The 24,825-nt window shown below is 33.9% G+C and carries 14 protein-coding genes and 2 tRNA genes; 13 read left to right on the top strand and 3 right to left on the bottom strand.

Annotated features, from left to right (window positions below; genetic code table 11):
• Nucleotides 1-56 precede the first annotated feature (56 nt).
• A complete protein-coding gene (mltG, locus tag BKH43_RS04450) occupies nt 57-962 on the bottom strand; it encodes an endolytic transglycosylase MltG (protein WP_253248046.1) in 906 nt (301 codons plus the stop codon).
• Here mltG and BKH43_RS04445 point away from each other — a divergent pair.
• The 11 genes from BKH43_RS04445 (at nt 961) to rho (ending at nt 18,101) form a co-directional block, all read left to right on the top strand.
• Complete coding sequence (locus BKH43_RS04445) at nt 961-6,216, top strand: AsmA-like C-terminal domain-containing protein (protein WP_095228992.1); 5,256 nt, start codon at nt 961-963, stop codon at nt 6,214-6,216. The two genes, mltG and BKH43_RS04445, sit on opposite strands and share 2 nt — an antisense overlap.
• Before the next feature lie 7 nt (nt 6,217-6,223).
• Nucleotides 6,224-7,885, top strand: a complete 1,662-nt coding sequence (gene dnaG / locus BKH43_RS04440) for a DNA primase (protein WP_095228990.1) — start codon at nt 6,224-6,226, stop codon at nt 7,883-7,885.
• Complete coding sequence (locus BKH43_RS04435) at nt 7,882-8,964, top strand: argininosuccinate synthase domain-containing protein (RefSeq protein ID WP_095228988.1); 1,083 nt, start codon at nt 7,882-7,884, stop codon at nt 8,962-8,964. The genes dnaG and BKH43_RS04435 overlap by 4 nt, the downstream gene beginning before the upstream one ends.
• A 10-nt stretch (nt 8,965-8,974) precedes the next feature.
• Nucleotides 8,975-10,048 (top strand): M24 family metallopeptidase, encoded by a 1,074-nt coding sequence (locus BKH43_RS04430; protein WP_095228986.1) that lies wholly within the window; start codon nt 8,975-8,977, stop codon nt 10,046-10,048.
• Nucleotides 10,049-10,062: 14 nt separating this feature from the next.
• Nucleotides 10,063-11,187: an alpha-1,2-fucosyltransferase gene (locus BKH43_RS04425; RefSeq protein ID WP_095228984.1), complete on the top strand. Its 1,125-nt coding sequence runs from the start codon at nt 10,063-10,065 to the stop codon at nt 11,185-11,187.
• A gap of 58 nt (nt 11,188-11,245) precedes the next feature.
• Entirely contained in the window at nt 11,246-11,581 is a 336-nt protein-coding gene (locus BKH43_RS04420; protein WP_172402313.1) for a hypothetical protein, read from the top strand.
• A 179-nt stretch (nt 11,582-11,760) separates the two neighbouring features.
• Nucleotides 11,761-13,467, top strand: a complete 1,707-nt coding sequence (ggt, locus tag BKH43_RS04415; RefSeq protein WP_095228980.1) for a gamma-glutamyltransferase — start codon at nt 11,761-11,763, stop codon at nt 13,465-13,467.
• 93 nt (nt 13,468-13,560) lie between these two features.
• Nucleotides 13,561-15,858 carry a carbamoyltransferase HypF gene (gene hypF, locus BKH43_RS04410; protein WP_095228978.1) on the top strand — a complete coding sequence of 766 codons (2,298 nt, stop codon included), beginning with the start codon at nt 13,561-13,563 and terminating at the stop codon, nt 15,856-15,858.
• A gap of 609 nt (nt 15,859-16,467) precedes the next feature.
• A tRNA-Gln gene (locus BKH43_RS04405) sits at nt 16,468-16,542 on the top strand.
• 10 nt (nt 16,543-16,552) lie between these two features.
• A tRNA-Met gene (locus tag BKH43_RS04400) sits at nt 16,553-16,629 on the top strand.
• Between the two features lie 233 nt (nt 16,630-16,862).
• The gene (gene rho, locus BKH43_RS04395; RefSeq protein WP_253248049.1) at nt 16,863-18,101 is read left to right on the top strand and encodes a transcription termination factor Rho; all 1,239 of its coding nucleotides are present in this window, start codon (nt 16,863-16,865) and stop codon (nt 18,099-18,101) included.
• A 135-nt stretch (nt 18,102-18,236) separates the two neighbouring features.
• On the opposite strand, the gene BKH43_RS04390 is transcribed toward rho, so the two are convergent.
• Together BKH43_RS04390 and BKH43_RS04385 are read right to left on the bottom strand one after the other, a co-directional pair.
• Nucleotides 18,237-19,007, bottom strand: a complete 771-nt coding sequence (locus BKH43_RS04390) for an ATP-binding protein (RefSeq protein WP_095228973.1) — start codon at nt 19,005-19,007, stop codon at nt 18,237-18,239.
• Between the two features lie 112 nt (nt 19,008-19,119).
• Nucleotides 19,120-19,476, bottom strand: coding sequence for a hypothetical protein (locus tag BKH43_RS04385; RefSeq protein ID WP_095228971.1), 357 nt, complete (start codon nt 19,474-19,476; stop codon nt 19,120-19,122).
• A 1,385-nt stretch (nt 19,477-20,861) separates the two neighbouring features.
• Here BKH43_RS04385 and BKH43_RS04380 point away from each other — a divergent pair.
• Together BKH43_RS04380 and BKH43_RS04375 are read left to right on the top strand one after the other, a co-directional pair.
• On the top strand, nt 20,862-21,956 hold the full coding sequence (locus tag BKH43_RS04380; RefSeq protein ID WP_095228969.1) for an NAD(P)-dependent alcohol dehydrogenase: 1,095 nt from the start codon (nt 20,862-20,864) through the stop codon (nt 21,954-21,956).
• Between the two features lie 275 nt (nt 21,957-22,231).
• The gene (locus BKH43_RS04375) at nt 22,232-24,181 is read left to right on the top strand and encodes an acetate--CoA ligase family protein (RefSeq protein ID WP_253248045.1); all 1,950 of its coding nucleotides are present in this window, start codon (nt 22,232-22,234) and stop codon (nt 24,179-24,181) included.
• Nucleotides 24,182-24,825: the final 644 nt, after the last annotated feature.

Raw genomic sequence — 24,825 nt, 5'->3', positions numbered from 1 at the left:
AATCTATTTAACATAAAAGCTTGTATACGCTTTTTATCTCTTTTTTTTATTTCTTTTTATCTGGCCTTATCTGTTATATCTAGTGTTTTTTGGCGTTTTTCTACATTATTTAAGTGGGCTTGATAGGTGGTAGAAAAGTTATGAGTACCTTTGTCATTTCTCATAAAGTAAAGATAGGGGACTTTTGCAGGATGCAAGGCAGCTTTTATAGCAGCTATGCTTACACTTCCACTAGGCTCTTTTGGGAGGCCTAAATATTTATAGGTGTTAAAAGTAGTCTTATCATTTTGTATGCGCTCAGGTGTTACTCTTATGTGAGAGTACTTGCCATAGTTTAGTGAACCATCCATCTGTAAAGGCATGCCAATCTTTATGCGATTATCTATAACTCCAGAGATGATAGGCATCTCACTAGTGTTAGCCGCTTCTTTTTGTATGATAGAAGCCTTAGTTATAACCTTAAACCACTTTTTTTGATTATAACTACCAGTTAGCTCTATAGCTAACCTTTTTTGTTCTTGCATGGAAGTATCTAAAAGTATGTCAGTTAGGCGTTCTTCACTTGCAGTATAAGGTAGGTAGTAAGTATTAGCCAAGATGACACCATCAGTGTAGGGAAACTTTTGGTTATATAGCTTTTCAAGCTTGTCTATATTTAGATTATACGCACTTGCTAGGTCCCTTAAAAAGAAGTAGCTTGTCTCACCAGGTATTAAAGTAAACTTTCTAGTAGCCGCTTTTGATTTAACTAGATAGTATAAAAACTCACCCTTTGTAAGTGTGGTAGAAGGCATTTCTATGTAACCACTTTGAGTAAAGCCAAATAGTCTAGTGATATAAGCATCCACCTTGCTTACATCGTAATTTTGGCTCTTTAACTGTGTTATAATCTCTTTAGTAGTTCCTTTTGGGATATATAAAACAACTGCTGACTTCATAGGGTAGCTGATATAAAAAGACATGGCAATCAATAAAAATAATAAAAAATTTAGCAGTATCCTAGCTGATACTAAAGTAGATTCTAAACCTTTAGGAAGTGAGCGTTTAAAAGAAAAGATGGAAGTAAAAAAGAAGCGAGATATTAGCTTGCTAAAAGATGTAGATGCTGACAAAAAAGCTCCTTCGAATAAACTAGCGCACTTCTTTAAAGGGCTCTTTGGTAAGAAAGATAAAAAGATTGATATCTTAGCAGAGCCAGTTGGTACAAAGACTAGGATAACAAAAGCTGTTCCAACTAGAGATATTATAAGTCAAGAAGGAGATAAAAGTCTTAACATTTTAGATGATGATATATCTAGGATAAAAAATCTTGACTTAGGTGAAGATACAGAGTTGGAGTTAAAGCCCTATGATGAAGCTAGCAGTAAGGAAGAAAAAAATTTAGAATCTAGCGCGCCAGATTCTAAAATAGATTCCAAAATAGATTCCAAGCAAGAAAGTAAGCTTAAATCTAAAGATGGGCTAGCAGTACAAGCAAGTACTCCAAAAGAAGATACTACACAAAAGACTTTAGCAAAAGATAAAAAGCCTTCAAAAGAGCCTAGCGTAAAAACTATCCCTCTAGAAGATATAAGTCCAAAAGCTATAAAAGTTGAAGACTATCCAAACGAACAGTCTTTAAATCTTAATCTAAGTAACCTTAAAACCATAAAAGATTCCTTACTTGAAGCAGAAGCAAAGGCTAGGGAGTTAGATAACACTAGAGAAACTAGTTTGCATGAAGATACTAAAAAAACACAAGATTTTGCACATCAAACTCTTTTGGTAGATGAGCTTTCATCACCAAAGTTTAAACTTTATGAGATAAAAAACTTAGATGAGCAAAAAGATACTACTTCAAACAAAGAAGAGACAAATAAAAAAGAAGCAATTACAAGTGTTGAAAAAACTAGTGTAGATGAAGCTAAAAAAGAAAACTCTAGTGAAGACATGCCCTTAGATGGTGATCTAAAAAAAAACACTAAAAGCCTAGAAAATTTAGCTAAGCCTAGTAAAGATGAGGTTTTATCACCTTCATTAAATAATGCATCAGATTCTTCACTTAACCATACATCAACAAAGCAAGATACACCTAATCTAAACTCTCTTAAAAAACCACCTCAAAATCCCAAGCATATAGCAAAAAAAAAATCTAACAAGGGCTTATTAAAACTTTCTATTGTTGTCATAGTTATCATCATAATCTTAGTAGTATTTTATAGAATCCTAGCAAGTGGTATACATATCAAAGATATGAATATAGCTGGTATAGAAGTGCAAAATGCCTTCTTAAAACTAGAAAATAAGTTTGTACTAACCATAGATAAGGTTGATGTAACTGATTCTAAAGCTAAGCAAGAAAACACTAAAACCATAGAAGAAAATGTTAATGACGCTATAAACTACATACAAAAAAGTATCTTCATCTTTTCTTACTTTAAGTTTTTAGAGATAAAAGATATAAGCATTAATCACAAGTATACTGGTAGTGTTAGATTTGATGGTAAAAGCTATATCTTAAAAACACCTTTGGTTAATGCTAGCTTTAGCATAGTAAGTGAAGGCAAAGATTTGGTGCTAAATGTAAAGCAGTTTTTGATAAAAGGCTTTGATGCAATATTAGGCGGGGATCTAATCTACTCTGTGCCTAAAAAAGAGCTAGCTTTTAATATAAAAGCCAACTTTACTAGAAAAGAAGCCCTAACTTTTACAGGTATAAGCACTACTAAAAAGCTACGTCTTAGCACTCAAAGCACTAATCTAGCAAGTCTAGATATGTTTAAAAAGTATTTTGATCTAATAGAAGATAAACACCTAAAAGATACTTTAGAAGAGTGGCTTTATACTAATATCGCTTACAGCAGTCTTAAGATAGAAGACTTAAGGTTAGATGTAAGGTTAGATCCAAAAGATATAGCTGAGGATTTTTTGCATAAAACCCATGCTAAGATAAGCTTCAAAGACTTAAATGTCACTCTAGCCTCAGGTCTAGATCCTATAAGTGTGCCTAATGCCTATCTTACTTATAAAGATAAGGGCCTTTATATAAAAACTCCTAAAGCTAACTTTAATGAAGCCATCTTAGATGGATCAAGTGTAGATATAGTTAATATGCCTCATCCAGATATACATATCAACATAATCGCACAAAATGCCACCCTTGATAAAAGCTTAGAAGCTATCTTAAACCACTATGATGTTCATATGCCTATAAGACAGCTTGATATCCCAACAAAGGCTATTTTAGAAACTTTTAGCCAAGTCAAACAAACTAGTACTGCTTTAAATGATAAGTCTAGTGATACCTCTTTAAACACACAAGAGAGCGCTCAAGAGAGCTCACAAGAAGACTTGCAAGCAAAGCCTCAAGAAGATATGCAAAAAGAAGATACACAAACTAGCACAGGTTTAGATGAAGCACAAGCTACAAATGACACTAGCACTCAAGAAGAAGATGTAGCTACTAATGCACACAGTACAGATACTTCAAAAGAAGATGCTACAAATAGTAATATGCTAGATAATACCATGAAGCTAAGTCTTGCTATGAATCTTATCTATAACCCTGAGACTAAAAAAGATGAGTTTAATACTAAGGGGATTATAACTGGCAAAAATATGCAGCTTGCACTTTATGACTATCCACTAAGTGCTAAGAACTTACAAGTAGCCCTTGATATAAACCACACCCAAGAGATGCTTTATATAACAGGTGATGATGTTACTTACAAAGACTTAGTTAATGGCAATATGCAAGCTTCCTTAGACTTGAAATCTGAAGTCTTAAAGGCTAATACTCTAATAAAAAAAGCTAAGATAGCTACTAGCGATTTAGATAAATTTACCCCTTTAAAAGAAGTAGATTCTACTAAGTTATATGAAACACCTAAAGCTAAGGAAGCACCAAGTCTAGAAGTAAACTCACCTATAAGTTTTAGTGATGAGGTAGGTTTTAACCCTTATGGCTTTAAAGTTATAAAAACTGCTTTTACCCCAGATGAAACTAAAAACCTAGATGCTGATATAAGTAGGCCTAATGAGCTAGATACTAAAGATAAGAATTTATACTTTGAGCTCCACTCAGATATACAAGCCTCTAAGCCTTCTCCTATAAAAGATACTATACCTCCTATAGATGGCACTAGTAGTAAAAGTAGCGTACCTAAAGAAGAAACTATAAATACTTTTAGTGAGGATAAAGACACTAAAGCAACTTCTAATGAACTAGAAGTTCCAAGCACTCCACTAGCTCCACTTACTCCAAGTGCACCTATCATCATAGCTCCTATCACACCGCTAGAAAGCACTTCAAATACTAGTGCTAAACCTAGCAAAGAACCTACTAAAGAATCTATTCAAAACGCTAGTAGCACACCTAAAGATACTAATCAAGATGCTAATAAAACTTTAGAACCTAACAAAGATATAAAACCAAATATTAATAGTGCTAATTCACAAGATTCTAAAGACTTAAAAGATGCCCAAAGTGCATCTAAGGCCTTGCTAACTTCACCCAGTGATACAAATATACAAGATAACACCATCCAAAACCCACAAGCTACTAAGGACTTGCAAGATGCACAAAGCACAAAAGATGTGATCATAACTAAGCCTACTAAAAGTCAAGTATGGGATAAGCTAAAGGTTCAAAAACAAGAAACTAGGCCTTTTAAAAAGTTAAGTCCTAAAGAGATAGCTAATCTAGCAAAAAAAGAAGTAGAAAAAGAAAAGGAATTAAACCTAGATCAAGACTTGCTAGATATCAAAGATAAAAAGCTTGCCATAGAGATAGACTTTAAGCATCACCTAGTTTTAAAAATCCCAACTTTAGACCTTAACCTAAGCATAGATGAGCTTCCAGATACTTCTTTAAAAGATGCTAGTCAAACTAGCATAGACCCTAACACCAAAGACGCTAAAGATATAACTACTACAGATCCTACTAGCACGCCACAACCTAGCACGCCACTGCATAGAATCTTGCACGTACAAGCAAGCAACCTACAAAAGCTAGTTGATATATCACCACTTTTAGTTTACTATGGCCTAAAAGATGGAGATGCAGTCCTTGCTTATCCACTAGATGATAATAAAACCCATGATTTTAGCTTTAAAGGCAAGCTTACTAAACTTGATTACCCTATCTACTCACAAGATGATAAAAAGCTAACTGAGATATCTTTAAGTGGAGAGAGTAAAAATGGCTTTTTAAACATCACTAGTGATAAAAACATAGTCTATAAGAGCAAAGATTCTTTAAGCATGCTTAAAAGTGGTGGCTACACTATAGATATGGATGCAGCACTAGATTCTAAGATACCTTTCTTAGCTGAGCTTTTTAAAGATACTAACTCCTTACCAGTTTCTAAAGAAGAAGTAGAACAAAATGCAAAACTAGAACAAGCAAAAGCTACCTTAAGAAAGCAGCTAGGCCTCCATGCTATGGACTTTAATATAGTATTAAATAATATGACCTTTTTGTTTAAAGGCTATAAGATTCCACTAGAAGATGTTAATGCACGCATTAAAAGCCATAAGACTATAGTTGATGGCTCCTATGGTAATGGAATCTTTAATATGACCATGGTAGATGGCGTGATGTTTTTTGATGCTAAAAATTTTAGTGGTGATTTTGTTAACAGAGTACTTAAGTCTAATGGTGAGAGTAAAGATATAGTTAGTGGAGGGCTTTTTAACTTAAAGGCTTTTATGAGAGGTGGTAATATAAGTGCAACTATAAGTATGAATAACACTGCTTTTACTGACTTTAAAGTTGTACAAAACATCTTTGCTTTAATAGACACTGTACCTTCTTTAATAGTTTTTAAAAATCCTCACCTTGGCGCTGATGGCTATAAAGTTGATAGAGGGATAATAAAACTTGCTATGAATAAAGACTACTTAGGATTAGAAAATATCTACTTAGTGGGTTCTACTATGGATATAAATGGAGAGGGGATAATAGATCTTGCAAGTAAAGAAACTTCTATCACGCTTAATATCTCAACTATCAAAAACGTAAGTAGCCTACTTAGTAGGATACCAGTTGTAGGATATATCATACTAGGAAGAGAAGGCAAGATAAGCACTAACTTAATCCTAACAGGCAAGTATGATAACCCAAAAGTTAATATAAGTCTTGCAGAAGATGTTATAAAAGCACCTTTTAACATACTAAAAAGAGTATTTACTCCAATAGATTTTTTAATAGATTCCATCATAGATAACAATAAGTAGAAATAAAATGATAAAAAAAGAGAGCTTAGAGCGGCTAAAAGATTCCATAGACTTAGTAGAGCTAATAAGTAACTATATAGAAGTAAAAAAAGCCGGTATAAACTATATGGCCCTTTGTCCTTTTCATAATGAAAAAACGCCTTCATTTGTCATAAACAAAGAAAAGGGCTTTTATCACTGCTATGGCTGCGGTCAAAGTGGAGATGGAATCTCTTTTTTGATGGAATATGAAAAGTTAGATTTTAACGAAGCAGCAACTAAGCTTGCTTCTATGTTTAATGTAACCTTAGAGTACACTAATGAAGGCTTTAGCAAAGATAAACCACTAAGTGATATCTTAGGTGTTTTAGCTAAGTTTTATCACTCTAATATTTATAAGCATAAAGAGATTTTAGAGTACTTAACTAAAAGAGGTGTTAGCGAAGAAAGCATAGAGGCTTTTAAGATAGGCTACTGTGCTAGCAGTATAGAAACTATGAACTTTATAGAGGCTAATAAACTTTCTAAAAGTGAAGCCCTAGAACTAGGTGTTATAACTGAGGGTAATGATAGAATCTATGCTAAGTTTGCTAATCGCATAATTTTCCCCATACAAAGTAATACTGGCAATGTCGTAGGTTTTGGAGGTCGTACACTAAGTGCTGAAAAAAATATAGCTAAGTATCTAAACTCTCCTCAAAGTAGACTTTTTAACAAATCAAAACTATTTTATGGCTATAACCTTGCAAAGCCTTATATCTATAATGCTAGAGAAGTTATCATAACTGAAGGATATCTTGATGTCATTATGCTTTTTCAAGCTGGTATTAAAAACGTAGTAGCAACCCTAGGCACAGCTTTAAATGAGCAGCATGTATCTCAGTTAAAAAAGTTAGATTCTAAGATAAGGCTTTGTTTTGATGGGGATGGTGCTGGTGTGAAGGCGGCATTTCGCGCAGCTAGTTTGCTAGCTAAGCACTCATTTGATGGAAGTGTAAGCATCATAGAAGGAGGTCTTGATCCAGCAGATATGATGCGCCTTAATAAGAAAGAAGAGTTTTTAAGTTTGATAAAAAACTCAAAAGACTTTTTTAGATTTGTCTTAGAAGAGATAGTTAAAAACTATAATCTTTCGCATCCAGTAGAAAAAAAGAAGGCTTATGAAGAGTGCCTTAGTTTTTTAAACACCCTAGATCCTTTCTTATTTAATGAATATAAAAGCTATGTAAGTTTGCTTTTAGGGATGGATTCTAAACTTATAGCCCCTAAAAGACTTAATGTACAAAGTGCTAAAAAGACAAATAAGATAGAGCCTACAAGTATAAAATCTCATCTTTCCATAGCTGAAAAAAATATCCTTTTATCTATGAAAGAAGATGTTAGCCTTTTTGAGTTAGGGCTTAATTATCTAGATTCTAAAAATTTTAGCGAGCCTTACTTTTTTGAAGCTCTTTTAGAAGATAGAGATACAAAAACACTTAACTTTTTATATGTTGAAGATAATCTTAAGACTTTAAACCTTGAAGATTTCACAGCCCAACTAAGACTTTTGCTACTAGGCTGTGCTATGTCAAACTTAGAGATATTAAAAAATAATATTATGCTAGATCCAAAAGAGAGATTTAGCCAGATTACAGAGTTACAAAAAAAGATAGCAAAACTAAGAAGTGGGGAGTTAGTGATAGTATGAGTGCAAAAGAGGCAGTAAAAGAAAATAAGAAGATTAAAGCAGTAGCACTTTTTAGTGGTGGGCTAGATTCTATGATAGCTATGAAGCTTTTAAGCGAGCAGGGTATAGAAGTTTATGCTTTAAACTTTAACATAGGCTTTGGGAGTAATAAAGATAAAAGTGAGTACTTTAAAAATGCAAGCGCGCAAGTTGGCGCTAAGTTTGTCCCAGTAGATATTAAAAAACAGTTTTTTGATGAAGTACTGTTTAAACCAAAGTATGGCTATGGGCGTTTTTTTAACCCTTGTATAGACTGCCATGCAAATATGTTTCGCTTTGCCTTTTATAAGATGGTAGAACTTGGTGCTCACTTTGCTATAAGTGGAGAAGTGCTAGGACAAAGACCAAAAAGCCAAAGAAAAGACGCGCTTAATCAAGTTAAAAAACTAGTTAGTGAGCTAAGTAATGAGGCTATATTTGATTCCATATTAAGCCGTGATGGAAGTGATGCTTCTAAGCCAAAAAGTTTAGATGAGTTAATCCTTAGGCCTATGAGTGCAAAGTTATTAGAACCAAGTTTTCCTGAAAAGATAGGCTGGGTGGATAGAGAAAGATTGCTAGATGTGAGTGGAAGAGGTAGGAGTTTACAGCTTAGCCTTGTAGAAAAGTATAATTGGAAGTATCATGAAAAGCCTGGTGGCGGCTGTTTGCTAACAGATCTTGGAGTGTCTTCAAAGATGAAAGACTTACAAAGTCACAGAAAGATAGTTTTTGATGACTTAAGTATCTTAAAAGTTGGGCGTTATCTAGTCTTAAAAGATGGAGCAAGGTGTGTTGTTGCAAGAAATGAAGAAGAGAGTAAAAAACTAAGTTTGCCTCACTCCTTAATGGAGCATATAAGCTTGCCTGATATAGTAGGTCCTATAGCTTTAGTGGAAAAAGATGCCAGCAAGGGAGATAAGATGCTAGCTTGCAGTATAGTTTTAGGTTACTCTAAGGCTGAAAAAGACAAGCTTTATAATGTAAAATTAGGCGGCGAAATTTACAAACTAAGTCCTCTACCAAAAGAGGAAGCACATAAATATATATTTCTAACTTAAAGGAAAAGCTATGAAAGAGGTTAAAAACTTAAGTTTTATAACTAGGGATGAGAGCGCGGCTTTTAGTGAGAGTGGCTTTTCTTGTGATAATGTTTTATTTTTAAAAAATGGAGATGAAGGCTATTTTATAACTGATTCTAGATACACAACAGAGGCTAAAGAGGTTATAAACGCTAGCGAGCACAAAAAGTGTAAAAGCGTAGAGATTATAGAATCTAAAGATTTACTAGATACAGCCTTAAGTCTTATAAAAAAGCAAAAGATAAAAACACTAGTTTTTGATCCTTTAAGAATGAGTGCTAGTGAGTATCTAAGACTAAAAGATGAAGTTAGTTTAAAAGAGGTTCCAAACTTTACTCAAAAGATAAGAGCTATAAAAGCACCTTATGAGTTAGATCTTTTAAAGCACTCTCAAAGTCTTAATAAAAAGGCCTATAAAAAATTAGCAAAGTTTATAAACACTTTTTTATGTGAAGCTAGCAGCCAACCTTTGAGTGAGCAGTTTTTATGGTTTAAGATGAAAAGCTTTTTAGAAGATAAAGGTAACTATCCTTTAAGTTTTGACCCTATAGTTGCAATTAATGGTAACGCAGCTAAACCTCATGCCCTCCCTAGCAAGGAAGTCTTTTTAAAAGAGGGAGATTGCTTATTAGTAGATGCTGGGCTAAAGTATGAAAGATACTGCAGTGATAGAACTAGAAGTGCTTATATAAAAGAAGGTTTTAAGTTTAAAGAAAAACAAAGCTTTGCTAAAAAAGAGCATCAAAAGATTTATGATTTAGTGAAGAAAGCAAAAGATGAAGCCACTAAAAAAGCAAGAAGTGGCATGAAGGCTTGCGAGCTAGATGCTATAGCTAGAGACATCATAGAAAAAGGTGGCTATGGTAAGTACTTTATACACTCACTAGGTCATGGCATAGGACTTGATATACATGAAGAGCCTTTTATAACAGCTAGAAGTGAGACTATCTTGGAAGATAATATGGTCTTTTCTATAGAGCCAGGGATTTACTTGCCAGGTGAGTTTGGCATAAGGATAGAAGATTTGGTAGTTTTGAGAGATGGTAGAGCAGAAATACTTTAAGGCAAAAAGTAAAAATGAAAAACAAAGTGCAAATCAAAATGCAAGGGCGACTTGGCAATCAGTTTTTTATCTACGCTTTTGCTAAAAGTTTACTTCATAAACTTCAGTCTTCAGATAATCTAGATATCAAGAAGACTAAAGTCATACTGCTTTGTGATGAGTATGAAAACTTAGCTAGTGCTGATATATTTAAATACAACATAGATCTTAGCTTATTTGACTTAAAGTTCTATGGCAGTAGGATTTCTTCTTCTAACTTTTTTTTAAGAGCTACAAGAAAGGCTATATATTTATCTACTGGCACTGTTATAAGAATAGGCATCAAAGATACTGCAAAAAAGAAGTCTTTTTACATACAACTCCCCATACTTACTGAAACCTATACTCAAGGTGAGTTTGATGAAAATGTCATAAAAGACTGTCTTAATAAGTGTCTACTTGGTTACTTTCAAAGTGAGCTTTACTTTGAAGATATAAAAGAGAGTTTAAAAAAAGACTTTGTTCTTAAAGCACCTTTAAAGTCTAAGACACAAAAAGCACTTACAAAGATAAGACAAGATAGCAAAGCTATCTTTGTGCATATTAGACGTGGGGACTACCTAGCCCCAGCTAATATAACACTATATGCTAGCTTAGGGGCTAACTACTATAAAAGTGCTATAAAGTTAGCCTTAGAAAAGATTCCAGATGCTAAGTTTTATATCTTTAGTGATGATATAGCTTGGGTTAAAGAAGAAGGTAAGAGCTTACTTGGCTTTGAAGGCTTAGAGTGTGAGTTTATGGACTTACATGGTGAAAATGAAGGTTACTTAGACTTAGAGCTTATGAGGGCTTGTAAGGGAGCTATCACTGCTAATTCTAGTTTTAGTTGGTGGGGTGCTTACTTGATAGAAGAACCAAAAGTAGTTATAGCACCTTTTCCTTTTCACTTTATACACTCTAATGTAGACTTACTGCTTGATAGTTGGATAGTGCTTGATTATAAAAGTGGGGACGTACTAAAAAAAGAAGACTATCTATATGAAACCTTAAAAACAAAAAATAAGCAAGAAAGCAACTCAAAAAGCACTAGTTCATACTTTAGATTCCATAACTCCTCTGGGGGGGGGGGGGGTAACACCTTCAGATATGGTCAATAAAAATTTTACGGGCTTTAAGACTTTTGTAGAAAATAACTAAAACCTTAAAGGAGATATAGTGCTTTTTACCTTGCTTATAGAATCTAAACTTAAAGCTATCATAGGCATACTTGAAAGTGAAACTAAGCCTCAAGGCCTAAGTCTAAAAGCTAAGATAAAGTATGAGTATGAAGAGAGATATCTAGACTATGCCTCCTTGCTAGAGTACATAGAATCTAGACTTAAAACTAAAGGCTACTCTTTAGTAGAAGAAGCACTTTTAGATATCTCAAAGCAGCTTTTTATAAAGTACCCTGAGATAAAAAGCCTAGATATAAGCTTAGTTAAGCTAGAGATTATAGAAGGCGCAAAGGTTGGAGCTAGATTAAAAAGCAAAAGCGGCAAGCTATCTTAAGCAAGTCTTTTTTTATATAAATATAGAATCTTTTTCTTTTAATATGTGTAAAAATGACTAGTTAATGTCATATAAAACGATACTAAAAGTACCAAAAAACCTTAAAGTTGTTAAAAAAACTTTAAATCCCCTGATATTTTCTATACAATCTTATTAACTCTAATCAAAAAAGGAAACATATGAAACTCAAACAAAAAGCATTTTTATTTTTAGCCTTTATCCTTAGCTTTACACTAGTGCTTTCTGCAGCAGCCCCTGCGCCTGTAGAAAGTAAAGATGGCATAGCTATGAGTAGTGTAGATATTGCTACAAAGATAGGTGATGATGTTCTTAAAGATGGAGGAAATGCCTTTGATGCAGCAGTGGCCATAGGCTACGCACTAGCAGTGGTTCACCCAGTTGCAGGCAACCTTGGAGGAGGGGGATTTGCTATCATAAGAACTAAAGATGGTAAAAATCTAGCCCTTGATTTTAGAGAAGCAGCCCCAAATGCAGCTACAACTAAGATGTATCAAGATAAAAAGGGTAATGTTATACCTGGTGCAAGTACAGATGGCTTTCAAAGTGCAGGAGTTCCAGGAACTGTAGCAGGTCTTGAAGAGTTACGCGAAAAGTATGGGACTATGAGTAGGGAAAGACTTATGGAGCCAGCTATCAAACTAGCAGAAGAGGGCTATAAGATGCCACTTCATCAAGCCAAAAGTATGCAAGCTGCAAGGGCTAAGTTTTTACGCTTTGCTGGTTCAAAAAGATACTTTTTAAAGCCAGATGGGAGTGACTATCAAGCAGGGGATAAGTTTATACAAAAAGACTTAGGCAACACTTTAAAAGCTATAGAAAAAGAAGGCAAGGATGGATTCTATAAAGGCAAGGTTGCAGATCTAATAGTAAAAGATATGGAAAAAAATGGCGGCCTTATAACTAAAGAAGACCTAGAAGACTATAAAGTCATATGGAGAAAGCCAGTTGTAGGCACTTATAGGGGCTACACTATAGTTTCCATGCCACCACCTAGTAGTGGAGGAGTACATCTTATAGAAATGCTTAATGTTATGGAAAATGCTAATCTTTCTAAGCTTGGCTTTAATAGTGCAAGCACTATAAACATTATGGCAGAGGCTATGAGGCAGGCTTACGCTGATAGGTCAGCTTACTTAGGTGATCCAGACTTTGTAAAAAACATGCCTATAGCACAGTTAGATAGTAAAGAGTATGCTAAAAAAGTTTTTGAAAGCATTAGGATAGGTAGTGCTAAACCTAGTAAAGATGTAAAACCTGGTATGGGCCTTATAAAAGCAAAACTTAAAATTTTAAAAGAGGGTAATAACACCACTCACTACTCAGTAGCTGATAAGTTTGGTAATGCAGTAAGTTTAACTTACTCTATTAATGAAGCCTATGGAAGTGGCGCTTCGATTGAAGGGGCAGGCTTTTTACTAAATAACACCATGGATGATTTTTCAGCTAAAGCTGGCGTGGCTAATGTTTATGGTTTAGTAGGTGGCAGGGCTAATGAGATAGAGCCTAATAAAAGACCACTTAGCTCTATGACTCCAACTATAGTTTTAAAAGATAATAAGATCTTCATGGTAGTAGGAAGTCCAGGTGGCTCTAGGATAATAACTACCGTGCTTCAAGTTATAAGTAATGTTATAGATCATCATATGAATATCTCAGAAGCGATCTATGCACCAAGATTCCATATGCAGTGGCTACCAGATGAACTTCGCGTTGAAAAAGATACTCTTAGTCCAGATACAAAAAGATTGCTAGAAAATATGGGTTACACTATAAGTGTTCAAGCTCCTATGGGTGATGTAAACGCTATAATGATCCCAGAAAATGGCATCTTTTATGCAAGTCCTGATCCAAGGAAGGAATACTAAGGCAAAAGAATATTAAGACAAAAGGGTTTTAAGGAACAACACTAGCATTTAAGGGGCGTTCAAGGAGGGGGTTAAAAAATATGAAAGTAGGCCATAACAATTTTACACCTAGGTAATGCTTATATTTTAACTTTTAAAGGAAGTGTCCAAGGAGTGGGTTTTCGCCCCTTTGTCTTTAACCTAGCAAAAAAGCTAGGGCTTAAAGGCTATGTTAGAAATGCTGGATTAAATGCTTGCGTGCTTTTAGATTCTTTAAATTACAACTTTATAGAATCTATTTTGAAAAACTTTGAAGTTTTAGAGTTTAACATTGAAGCACTGCCTTATAAAAAAGCCGTATTAGAAGAGTTAAAAAGTGGCTATTTTTGGGAAGGCTTTAAGATATTTAAAAGCATTAAAGACACTAAGCTTAGTCTTAATCTCCCACTTGACTTTGCCACTTGCAAAGGGTGCATGCAAGATGCAACAAATCCAAACTCTCGCTTTTTTAACTACGCTTTTTGTGCGTGTGCAAAATGCGGTCCAAGATACTCGCTTATAAAGTCTCTTCCCTATGATAGAAGCTCTACAACTATGAGTGACTTTACTATGTGTAAAGAATGTCTAAAAGAGTATGAAAGCCCAACTGATAGGCGTTTTCACACTGAACTTATAAGCTGTGAAACTTGCGGGATGAAGCTTAAACTCATAGAATCTAAAAAGTTAGATTTTAAAAGTGAACTAGATATTTTAAAGCGCGCAGCCATGCTTTTAAAAGAAGGAAAGATCTTAGCACTTAAAGGCATAACAGGCTATGCATTAATATGTGATGCTAAAAACTTAGAATCTGTGCTTAGACTAAGGGCTTTAAAACATAGAAAGACTAAGCCCATAGCTTTGATGGCAGAAGTTTCAACCATAGATAAGCTAGTAAGGCTAGATCTAAAACTAAGGGCTATCCTTTTAGGTCAAAGCTCGCCTATGGTTATAGCCCCTAAACTTAAAAACCTAGCACCACAAATGCAAGCAATCTTAAAAGAAATCTCACCTAATAACACCCTAGCTATCACAAGACCTTTTAGCGCGCACTTAAGCTTGCTTTTTTCTTTTCTTCCAGACTATGTGCTTTGTTTTACTTCAGCAAACCTTAAGGGTGCACACATTGCTAAAAGTGCTAAGGAGTTAAAGGGCTTAGAAGTAGATGGCGTGCTAACTTATAATAGAGTGCTTACTCAGTCTTTGGACGATAGTATAGTTTGTATTAGTGGGGATTTTTTAAGAGGGATTAGATTTAGCAGGGGGATAGCACCTTTTAGTATGAAGCTTAAAAGTATAGAATCTAAAAGCTTGATAGCTGCTTTTGGCGCCCACTCTAAGACTTCACTTACATTTTTACAAGGAGATGAATGTATAAGCTCTCCTTATATCTCCAATCTTGATAGTTTAGAAAATATAGAGCATTTAAGAAATACTTTTTTGCATTTTTGTGCACTTTTTGGGAAGCCTACTATCTTAGTTTGTGATGCAAACTCTAGTTATGAAAGCACTAAGCTTGCTAAAAGCCTAGCCTTAGAATCTAATATTAAGCTTTTAGAAATCTATCATCATCATGCTCACTTTATAGCTCTTTGTATGGAAGCAAAAGTCGCTAAAAATGAAAATGTACTAGCTTTTATATGGGATGGAAGTGGGCTAGGGCTAGATTTAAAACTTTGGGGTGGCGAAGTTTTTAGCGGGTCTTTAGATAGGGTGCAAGATATAAAAAGAGTTTTTCACTTTAAGTATTTTTATCTAATGAGAAATGAAGCTAGTATAAAAGACGCTCAAAAGACTACTTTTTTTATGTTTAAAAGCTTAGGTGTGAAGATTAAAAACTTTAACTTTGAAAATGAAAATATATTAGAAGCCTTATTTGACAAAAGACTTAATCTAATAGAATCTAGTTCGCTTGGAAGGATCTTTGATGTAGTAGCTTTTATGCTAGGTCTTGTAAGTGTGAGTGAGTATGAAGGCCAAAGTGGAGAGCTTATAGCAAGTCTAGCTAGCAAGGGCAATACTTTCTTGCATAGTCCTTATAGCTATAAACTAACTAAAGATGAGATAGATTTAAAAGAGATGTTTGAAGGTATAGCTAAGGATTTAGATTCTAAAGAAAAATGCTTTATAGCTAATAGATTTTTAGACACGCTAGCTGATATCGCTTTAAATATAACTCTTTGGATGGGGCAAAAGAAAGCAGCCTTTGGAGGTGGAGTGTTTTTAAATATGCTGCTTTGTGAGAAGATACAAAGGCAGTTTAAAACAAGGGGACTAGAGGTATTTTTCCCCTTTCTTCCTAGTGGGGATTACTCTATAAGTATAGGACAAGCAGGGTACGCGGCTTTATTAGAAAGCAAAGAAGCAAAAGTTTAAGTTATAAAAAGTTCTCTATATATTTTCTCCTTTTTGCTTTAAAGGAAGGAAGAAAGAAGTGGTTTTTTAAGAACTATTACCCCCCTTTTTTTTGTAAAGAGGGGAAGGCTTTAAAGCCTTGCTTAAATTCTAGTTTTTATCTTAGTAGCTTATATATTTCAATAACTGCTATAATAATGACTAGAACTTTTACTAATAGTTCAAGGAAAAACATTGCTAAGTCTCCTTACATCCACTTTTTAACTTCTGCTAAAAGTTTAGAGTGGATGGAGATTGCTTTTATTTACCCTAAGGTTGTTACCCTTAGGGTAGACAACCTCTAAAAAATTATACCTTATCCCTTACTTTCTTATCCTTACTTTCTTTTTTTGCTTTTTTATAAATCTAATAACTTGTTTGGTTGAAGAAAAATATATAGATAAGAAAATATAGAAAAAGAAAGTATTGGAATAAATATCTGGTCAATAATGTAAGGAGATTGGAATTTCTTATATAAAATGATGTAGTTCTATAAGAATCTCTATTAGGACAAAGAAGGGTTTTCCTCCTTGACTTTTAGTTTTTAATAAGATAGTATTCAACTTTCAATTACGAGATTATGATCATTGTTGGGATATCGCCAAGCGGTAAGGCACCTGGTTTTGGTCCAGGCATTCAGAGGTTCGAATCCTTTTATCCCAGCCATTTATTTTATCGCGGAGTAGAGCAGTCAGGTAGCTCGTTGGGCTCATAACCCAAAGGTCAGTGGTTCAAATCCATTCTCCGCAACCAATTCTTACTTTAATTTAGTCTTATTGAGCATAAATATTTTTCTACCAAATTTAATAATATTATTCCTAAAAGGTATTGAGATTTTACGATTCCAAAACATGTACTAATTCAGAAGGGTTTTTATGAATGAAAAAGTAGTTGCAGGCAAAAATCAAGAAGAAAAAAACAACGAAAACAAACACAAAAAAGAAGTTAAAGAAAAACGTACTCATACACCTGTTAATGCTTATAGGATGGAAGACTTAAAGATAAAGCCCCTTTCAACACTAGTAGAGATAGCCCAAAGTCTAGGTGTACAAAATCCCCATGAGTTTTTAAGGCAAGATTTAATATTTGAGATTTTAAAAATCCAAGTTTCACAAGGTGGATATATCCTTATCTCAGGAATCTTAGAGATAGTAAATGATAGTCATGGCTTTTTAAGAAGTATGGATGAAAAGTTTTCAGATACCCAGCATGATACCTATGTAAGCCAAAGTCAGATTCAAAAGTTTGCTTTAAGAAATGGTGACATAATAACTGGTCAAGTACGCGCGCCAAAAGATCAAGAAAAGTACTACGCCCTTTTAAAGATAGAAGGTATTAATAACGTAAGTTTTGAAGAGATAAAGTCTCGTCCACTTTTTGAAAACCTAACTCCAGTTTTCCCAACTGAGCAACTAAAGTTAGAATACAACAACAAAAAAGTTACAGGTCGCATGTTAGATCTTTTTACTCCTATAGGTAAAGGTCAGCGTGCCCTTATAGTAGCCCCTCCACGTACTGGTAAGACTGAGCTTATGAAAGAACTAGCCCATGGTATCTCTTATAATCATCCAGAAGTTGAGTTAATGGTCTTATTAGTAGATGAAAGACCAGAAGAAGTTTCAGATATGCAAAGAAGTGTTAAAGGACAAGTTTTTGCATCAACTTTTGATATGCCTTCAAGTAATCATATACGCATGGCTGAGATAGTTATAGAACGTGCAAAAAGACGTATAGAACTAGGTAAAGATGTAGTTATATTATTAGATTCTATAACTCGTTTGGCAAGGGCTTATAATGCAGTCACTCCTTCAAGCGGCAAGGTTTTAAGTGGTGGAGTTGATGCTAATGCACTTCACAAACCAAAGCGTTTCTTTGGAGCGGCACGTAATATCGAAAATGGTGGTTCACTAACCATCATAGCTACAGCTCTTATAGAGACTGGATCACGTATGGATGAAGTTATATTTGAAGAGTTTAAAGGAACTGGTAACTCTGAAATAGTATTAGCTAGAAATATCGCTGATAGACGTATATATCCAGCCTTTGATATCTTAAAGTCAGGTACTAGAAAAGATAACTTATTACTTGGTGAAGATAAGCTTAGCAAAGTGTGGGTACTAAGAAATACTATGCAGCAAATGGATGATATAGAAGCCTTAACTTTTATCTACTCAAAGCTAAAAGATACTAAAAATAACGATGAGTTTTTAAGCGCTATGAATTAAAAACTTATATTATGCCACTACTACTTTGTTGTAAGTAAGGAGTGATCAAACTAGCATTAAAAAAAGCTCATAGCTTTTATAGAATCTAGTTTTTTAATAAACTATAAAAATACTAGATTGCTCTATTAAAAAAAGCTAATCTAGATACTCCTCATTAAAAAAACTATTTAAATGTATATTTTCAAAAGCACTTTTTAAAGACTTAAAAAGATTGGGATTTTTAGATTCTAAGTCTTTTAAAAGCTCTTTATTTTCAGCTCTTGCACGCGGACGCTTATCTTCAGGAAGCCAGTTAATAGGACAATTGCAATCTGGAGCTATATAAATCTTATTAGATTCTATAAAATCTATAATCTGTCTTTCTCTAACAAAGATTAAGGGGCGCACTACTTCAAGGCCGTTTTCAGCCTTATAGCGTGGGGGCATGGATCGTAAGGCGCCATTATAAGTGAGATTCATAAAAAAGCTTTCACAGGCATCATCTAAGTGGTGACCAAGGGCTATTTTATTAAAGCCATTTTTAAGCGCGTAAGAGTAGAGTTCACCTCGTCTCATGCGTGAGCAAAAAGAGCAATAGATGCTATTTTCACGTTTGGAGTTTTCTAAGGTTTGATAAATGTCTGTTCTTTGAATCTTAAAAGGGATATCAAGGGAGTTACAATAGTTTTGTGAGTGTATGTAGTTATCAACATGCTCCCCACCTCTTCCGTAATCTACCGTGAGTGCTAAAAACTCGAAATCAAAAGGTGCATGGCGTTGCATATGTTTTAAGATAGTAGCTAGCAGTGTGGAATCTTTCCCGCCACTAAGACCAAGTAAGACTTTATCACCATCTTGTACTAGCTTATATTTTGCGTTACATCTTCCTACTGTGTTTAGAATTTTTTTGCTTATCGTTATACTCATGGGTGTTCTTTGGTTAAGTTGTATATTAAAGACTAGGTATAGTCAAAAAAGGCATTTTAACATAAGGCTGCAAGCATGGGCATAACGCCTAGCTTTTTTTATATTTTAAAAACTAGCAGTTAGGGGTTAGTTTATCTAGATCTATTTCTTCAATCTTAGAGTGGTTTTCTCTTGTGTCTACTACTTGCTTTATTAAAGTTGAACCAAAATCATGCATAAAACTTTTATAGTTACGTATGAGTTCTTCTAGTTGACTTATAAGCTCAGCACACAAGACATCTACTAGAGAGTCAAGCTCTTTTTGAGTAGCTGATATATTTTTCAGAGTTGCAAGGTCTACGTTTTGAAGGTATTTTATAACCACAGAGTTAAGTGCATCAGTTAAGACTTCATCATCTTCTTTTACTATGCAGCACTTTTTTAACAACTCATCTTTTACAGCTTGGCAGAGAGAACTTTCATCTAACATAATATCCTCCTAGGATAATCTAAGAAAATAAAGTGTTTAAAACAACCTTACTTTCACTAATCTAATGCATCAAATAATGCTACTTTTACGGACAAGATCTACCCGAGCTCTAAGTAAACTGCATATTGTAAACCAAAAGTTCATAAATATGGCTACATATTTACCACTTTTGCTATTTTTTGCCTAATAAATATTTGTATGGTTTTATGGATTTAAGTTTTTTAGATTTCTGACACCTTGTTATAGGTATCAGAACAACGTTAATGCTATAAGGAATGATAAAAACATAAATGCACTTCCGTTCGTGTTGGAGTAATGACTAGGAAGTGCACTAATGAGAAGTACTTAATGCTGTTAGTCTAGGACTGATTGAAAACTAGGACCAAAAAACCATGTGCCTAAAGCAGTAAATATATTCTTAGAAGCGCCTGAACATAAAATGCTATAAACACAGTGGAATTATATGTTAAGAATTCTTAAGTAGATATTAATTAATGATTTACTTTTTTTATTTGTCTAAAAAGATAGCATATTGATACATATATGCCCTAGTTTATGAAGTTTAAGGATATTTATTACAAATTAATAATTTATAAAATTAAAGATATTTGGCTAATAGAATCTTATTTTATTATAATAATTAAATATTTACTTAACTTTTGTGTTAAATATACACACTACTTATATAAAAAGTTACAAATAATCTTTAAAGTTTAAGAGATACTAGTTTGCTTAAAAGCTAGGATATTTAGGTTAATTAAGAAAGCTAAAAGTAGTTAGTAAAAACGCCCTATGACTTGTGGTAAGTAAGTCATAGAGTTTTAGGAGTGTGATTACAAAATAATGCAGTGTTAGTTTGTGCAAGTTAGTTGTATGTAAATGCACGCTTGGATTATATATTAAGAATAATTAACATTTAATTAACACTTATATAATATTTACTACCTTTATATTTTCTCTTGCAACTTTGTATCATAAAGCTAAGATTTACTTGAAATATTTTTAAAATCTCTTAAGCGTGATATGCCTTAAAAGACTAGATCTAAAGACACCTTAGTTTATCTTCTTCTTAACTTTTTTCTTTCATAGAATCTTTAACTTAATGGAGAGTTCGCACTATAAAAACTTACTCTTTTTATTAAAAGTAGCAAGACAAAGAAGGGTGTGAGTGTTTCAAAATGTGAATGCTTACACATACTTTTTTTATAGTAGTTACTTTTAGTAAAGGCAAGCATTTTATTTCTAATAAAAATGCTTGTGTTGTTACTAAAAAGATTTTTCAGTGATAGATTATTCATAGTTTCTATATGTTTAGATGTTAAAAGCTTAAGCATCTTTAAAAGACATTTAAGAAACTGCTAAATTGTATAGATAAAGGATATGTTATGGGTACTGTTAAAGGTTTTGCGATGTTAAAAATCGGATCAGTTGGCTGGATAGAAAAAGACGAAAAAGAGTTAACTCCTCTTGGTCCAAGAGATGCTTACTGTCGTCCAGTTGTTGTTGCTCCTTGTACTAGTGACTTACACACTGTTTATGAAGGTGGTATAGGCGAGCGTCATGATATGTTTTTAGGTCATGAAAGCGTAGCTGAGATACTAGAAGTTGGTAAAGATGTAAAAGATTTTAAACCAGGAGATATAGTCATAGTCCCAGCTATCACTCCAGACTGGGGCACTATAAATGCCCAAAGAGGCTTTGCCCAACACAGTGGAAGACTGCTAAGTGACGCACTTGGCGGGTGGAAATTTTCTAACTTTAAAGATGGAGTTTTTGCTAGCAAGTTCCATGTTAATGACGTTGATGCTAACGTAGCTAAGGTTCCAGAGGGCGTAGATATAGAAGATGCTGTAATCTTAACTGATATGGTAACTACAGGATTTCACTGTGCTGAAAACGCAGAGATAAAGCATGGTGAAAGCGTAGCAGTTATAGGTCTAGGGCCAGTAGGTCTTATGGCAACAGCGGGTGCTAACTTAATGGGAGCTAGCCATATATATGCAGTTGATGCAGTAGATGATAGATATGAGATAGCCCATAAACACTATGGTGCAACCCACTATGTAAACTTTAAAAACGCACCCTTCCAAGAACAAATTATAGAGCTTACTAAAGGCGTTGGAGTTGATAAAGTTCTTGTAGCAGGTGGAGATTTAACTACTATAGGAGCAGCGTGTGATTGCTTAAAAAATGGAGGTATAGTCTCAAATGTTAACTATCTAGGTAAAGGAGAGTTTATAACTATACCTCGTCTTTCTTGGAACGTAGGTATGGGACACAAGACCATAAAAGGTGGACTAACTCCAGGAGGCCGCTATAGGATGGAGACTTTAGCAAGTCTACTTCAAACCAAAAAGCTAAATGTAAGACCACTAATGACTAATAGACTAAGTGGCTTTAGTGAGATTGAAACTGCACTTGCTATCATGAAAGATAAACCTAAAGGGCTTATTAAACCAACAGTTAAGATCACTTGGTAGCACTTAAGTGAGCTAGGCTTTAATTTTTTCTAAAATAAATTAGCAGTTAGGAGTTTTAAGATTCCTAGCTGTCTCATGGGCTTTAGGTGCGCAAATTTCATCCACTCAAGGAATCTACTTATATCATTTTCTTAAAAAAAGCTTATTAATCTAAATCCTAATTGTCTTAAAAAGCGTTAAAATACGTTCAAATATACCAAATAGGCTTGTAAAGAGCAAGGAAGATATATTTGTCTTGCAAAAGTGCAAGAGATCAAAAAAAAGAAGGATTTAATATGGACATGAATGAAAGTCAGCTTTATGAATTTCTAGGTAAATATGGCATAAGAACTCCTAAAACTACCTCCGTGGGTTTAGATTCTAAAATCAGTTTTGATAAATTTCCAGCTGTTATTAAGATACAGTCTCCAAAAGTCGTGCATAAAAGTGATGTAGGTGGTGTTGTCTTAAATCTAAGAAGTAATGAAGACTTAGAAAGAGGCAGAAAAGAAATAATAGAAAATCTAAAAAAGCACAACATCACTTTAGATTCTAAAGATGGCTTTATCATCACTGAGATGATAGATGGTGAAGAGCTTTACATCGGCTGTGTTGAAGATAATACTTTTGGCCACGTTATACTTTTTGGTAAGGGTGGAATCTACTTAGAGTTATATAAAGATGTATGCTATGTTGTAAGTGATGCAACTGAAGAAGAAATAGTTCGTGCGCTTAATACTACAAAGATAGCTAAACTTTTTGAAGGATTTAGAGGAAGTTCTCATACTTTAAAAGAAGCAGTTAGCTTTATACAAAGTGTTCAAAAGATGTTAAAAGAAAACGAAGATATCTTAGAGCTTGACTTAAACCCATTAAAACTAACAAAAGATGGTTTAGTAGCAGTTGATGCTAGGATAAAAAGAGGCACTAAAACTTATCATGAAGATATGAAAAGAGAAAACAGACCAAACTTTTTAGATAATAAAAATGTAGCAATAATTGGTGCAAGCACAGAGCCTGATAAAGCTGGATATGCTGTAGCTAAAAATGCGCTTAACTTTACTGGGAATCTTTATTATGTAAATGCAAAAGGCGGAAAGCTTTTTGGTCACACACTTTATAAAAGCGTAGATGAAATCCCTTGTGATAATATAGATACAGCAGCTATCGCCATCCCTGCTAAATTTGTAATACCAACAGTACAGCAATTAATAAAAAAAGGTCTTAAAAATCTAGTTGTTATAACAGCTGGTTTTAAAGAAAGTGGACATGCAGCAGAAGAAGAAGAGCTAGCACGTCTTATAGAAAAACATAACATTAATGCTATAGGGCCTAACTGTTTAGGATTTTACTCATCTGAAACTCACCTTAACCTAACTTTTGGAACTGACCACGTAAAACCAGGCTATATATCTTTTATGTCTCAATCAGGTGCTGTATTAGCCGCACAAATGGATAGGGCTTATGAGCTTGGCATTGGCTTTTCTCACCTTGTAAGTGTTGGTAATGCTATGGATTTAAGAACTGCAGAGTTTATCCCTATGTTTAATTCTGCACCTGAATGTAAAGCTATATCAGTTTACGTAGAAGGCGTTAATAGAGGTAGAAGTTTATGTAATGCTATAAGGGCTTGCAAAAAACCAGTTTATCTATTTAAATCTGCAAAAAGCGCAGCATCTGCAAAAGCAGCTTTTTCTCACACTGGTAACTTAAGTGGTAATTACGCTATGTTTGAAGGTGTTATGAAAAGTTTAGGTGTAAATGTAGTAGATAACCTAGATGCACTAATCCTAGCACCAATGTTCCATAACGACAAAAAGATAGCTATCATAACTAATGCTGGTGGTCCAGGAACTGTTTTAACTGATGGTATAGCTTCAAGAGGAAGAGAACTTTTTGAGTTAAGCGAAGATGATAAGAAAAAACTAGATGCTATCTTACCAAGTGTATGGCCTAGATCAAATCCAATTGACATCATAGGGGATGCTTTAAAAGATAGATATGAAAAAACACTAAAAATCGTAGATGAGTTTGAAGGCTTAGATCTAATCTATATGATAATAAGCCCTCAAGATATGACTGATCCTCTAGGTACTGTAGAAATCTTAGTTGAAAATAAATTCAAACATAAAGTAGTTCCTATCTTAATGGGTGGATCTACTATGGAAGAAGCAAGAAAATACTGCTTGAAAAATAAAATCTTATACTTTGACAACATAGTAGATGCTAGAGATACACTTTGCTAGTATTGTAAGCCTTTAAGTTTTTATATAAAGCCTAGCTTTAGACTTTAGTAGTTATGGAATCTTTTTAGATTCCATAGTTTTAATACACCCTAATTTTATCTTTATCTTTTTTTCTAATTTATAAATACCATGTTATAAAATGCAAACCTAGCATTTATTATAAAACTCATTTATCATAAAATTTAAGTAAGTTTTTATATTTTAATTACTAGGAGTGTAGCAAGCATGATGCAGCAACTTAAGTTGACACTTTGTAAGCTAGCTTTTATTTTAAAACTTTATGGTCATATTAGCATTAGGATAAATAGTAAATATTAATTAGTGATATATAGTCTTTATCAGTGATATATTAGGGTTTATTTTATTTTTATGGATCGTATATCATAGGCAAGATTACTCTTTTTACAAGATTGGCTAAATCTTTATTCCAACAGTTTCTCTTTCACACTGTTTACTATTTTTATGTTTTCTTTTAACCAAAAAGGGGTTTAACCCCTCCTCACTCCCGCAAAACCTGCGAAAAAGGTACTTTTTCGGCAATCAAGGGGAGAGCCTCGCTAATTCCGTTTCTAGCAAAAAAATGGCGTTCGCACTTCTGCTTACTTGTTTCCATTTTTTTGCACCACGAAACGGGCGAGCTAACG

It is taken from the genome of Helicobacter sp. 13S00401-1, assembly GCF_002272925.1.
Lineage (GTDB): Bacteria > Campylobacterota > Campylobacteria > Campylobacterales > Helicobacteraceae > Helicobacter_I.
Note: the sequence above shows the minus strand (reverse complement) of the source record. Positions and strands in the feature narration are given on the sequence as shown.

Excerpts from the sequence above, each read along its gene's own strand:
- mltG (WP_253248046.1), bottom strand. The coding sequence starts at position 962 with ATGTCTTTTTATATCAGCTACCCTATGAAGTCAGCAGTTGTTTTATAT.
- ggt (WP_095228980.1), top strand. The coding sequence starts at position 11,761 with ATGAAACTCAAACAAAAAGCATTTTTATTTTTAGCCTTTATCCTTAGC.
- BKH43_RS04385 (WP_095228971.1), bottom strand. The coding sequence starts at position 19,476 with ATGTTAGATGAAAGTTCTCTCTGCCAAGCTGTAAAAGATGAGTTGTTA.
- BKH43_RS04430 (WP_095228986.1), top strand. The coding sequence starts at position 8,975 with ATGAAAGAGGTTAAAAACTTAAGTTTTATAACTAGGGATGAGAGCGCG.
- BKH43_RS04380 (WP_095228969.1), top strand. The coding sequence starts at position 20,862 with ATGGGTACTGTTAAAGGTTTTGCGATGTTAAAAATCGGATCAGTTGGC.
- BKH43_RS04375 (WP_253248045.1), top strand. The coding sequence starts at position 22,232 with ATGGACATGAATGAAAGTCAGCTTTATGAATTTCTAGGTAAATATGGC.
- BKH43_RS04390 (WP_095228973.1), bottom strand. The coding sequence starts at position 19,007 with ATGAGTATAACGATAAGCAAAAAAATTCTAAACACAGTAGGAAGATGT.
- dnaG (WP_095228990.1), top strand. The coding sequence starts at position 6,224 with ATGATAAAAAAAGAGAGCTTAGAGCGGCTAAAAGATTCCATAGACTTA.
- BKH43_RS04445 (WP_095228992.1), top strand. The coding sequence starts at position 961 with ATGGCAATCAATAAAAATAATAAAAAATTTAGCAGTATCCTAGCTGAT.
- BKH43_RS04425 (WP_095228984.1), top strand. The coding sequence starts at position 10,063 with ATGAAAAACAAAGTGCAAATCAAAATGCAAGGGCGACTTGGCAATCAG.
- BKH43_RS04435 (WP_095228988.1), top strand. The coding sequence starts at position 7,882 with ATGAGTGCAAAAGAGGCAGTAAAAGAAAATAAGAAGATTAAAGCAGTA.
- rho (WP_253248049.1), top strand. The coding sequence starts at position 16,863 with ATGGAAGACTTAAAGATAAAGCCCCTTTCAACACTAGTAGAGATAGCC.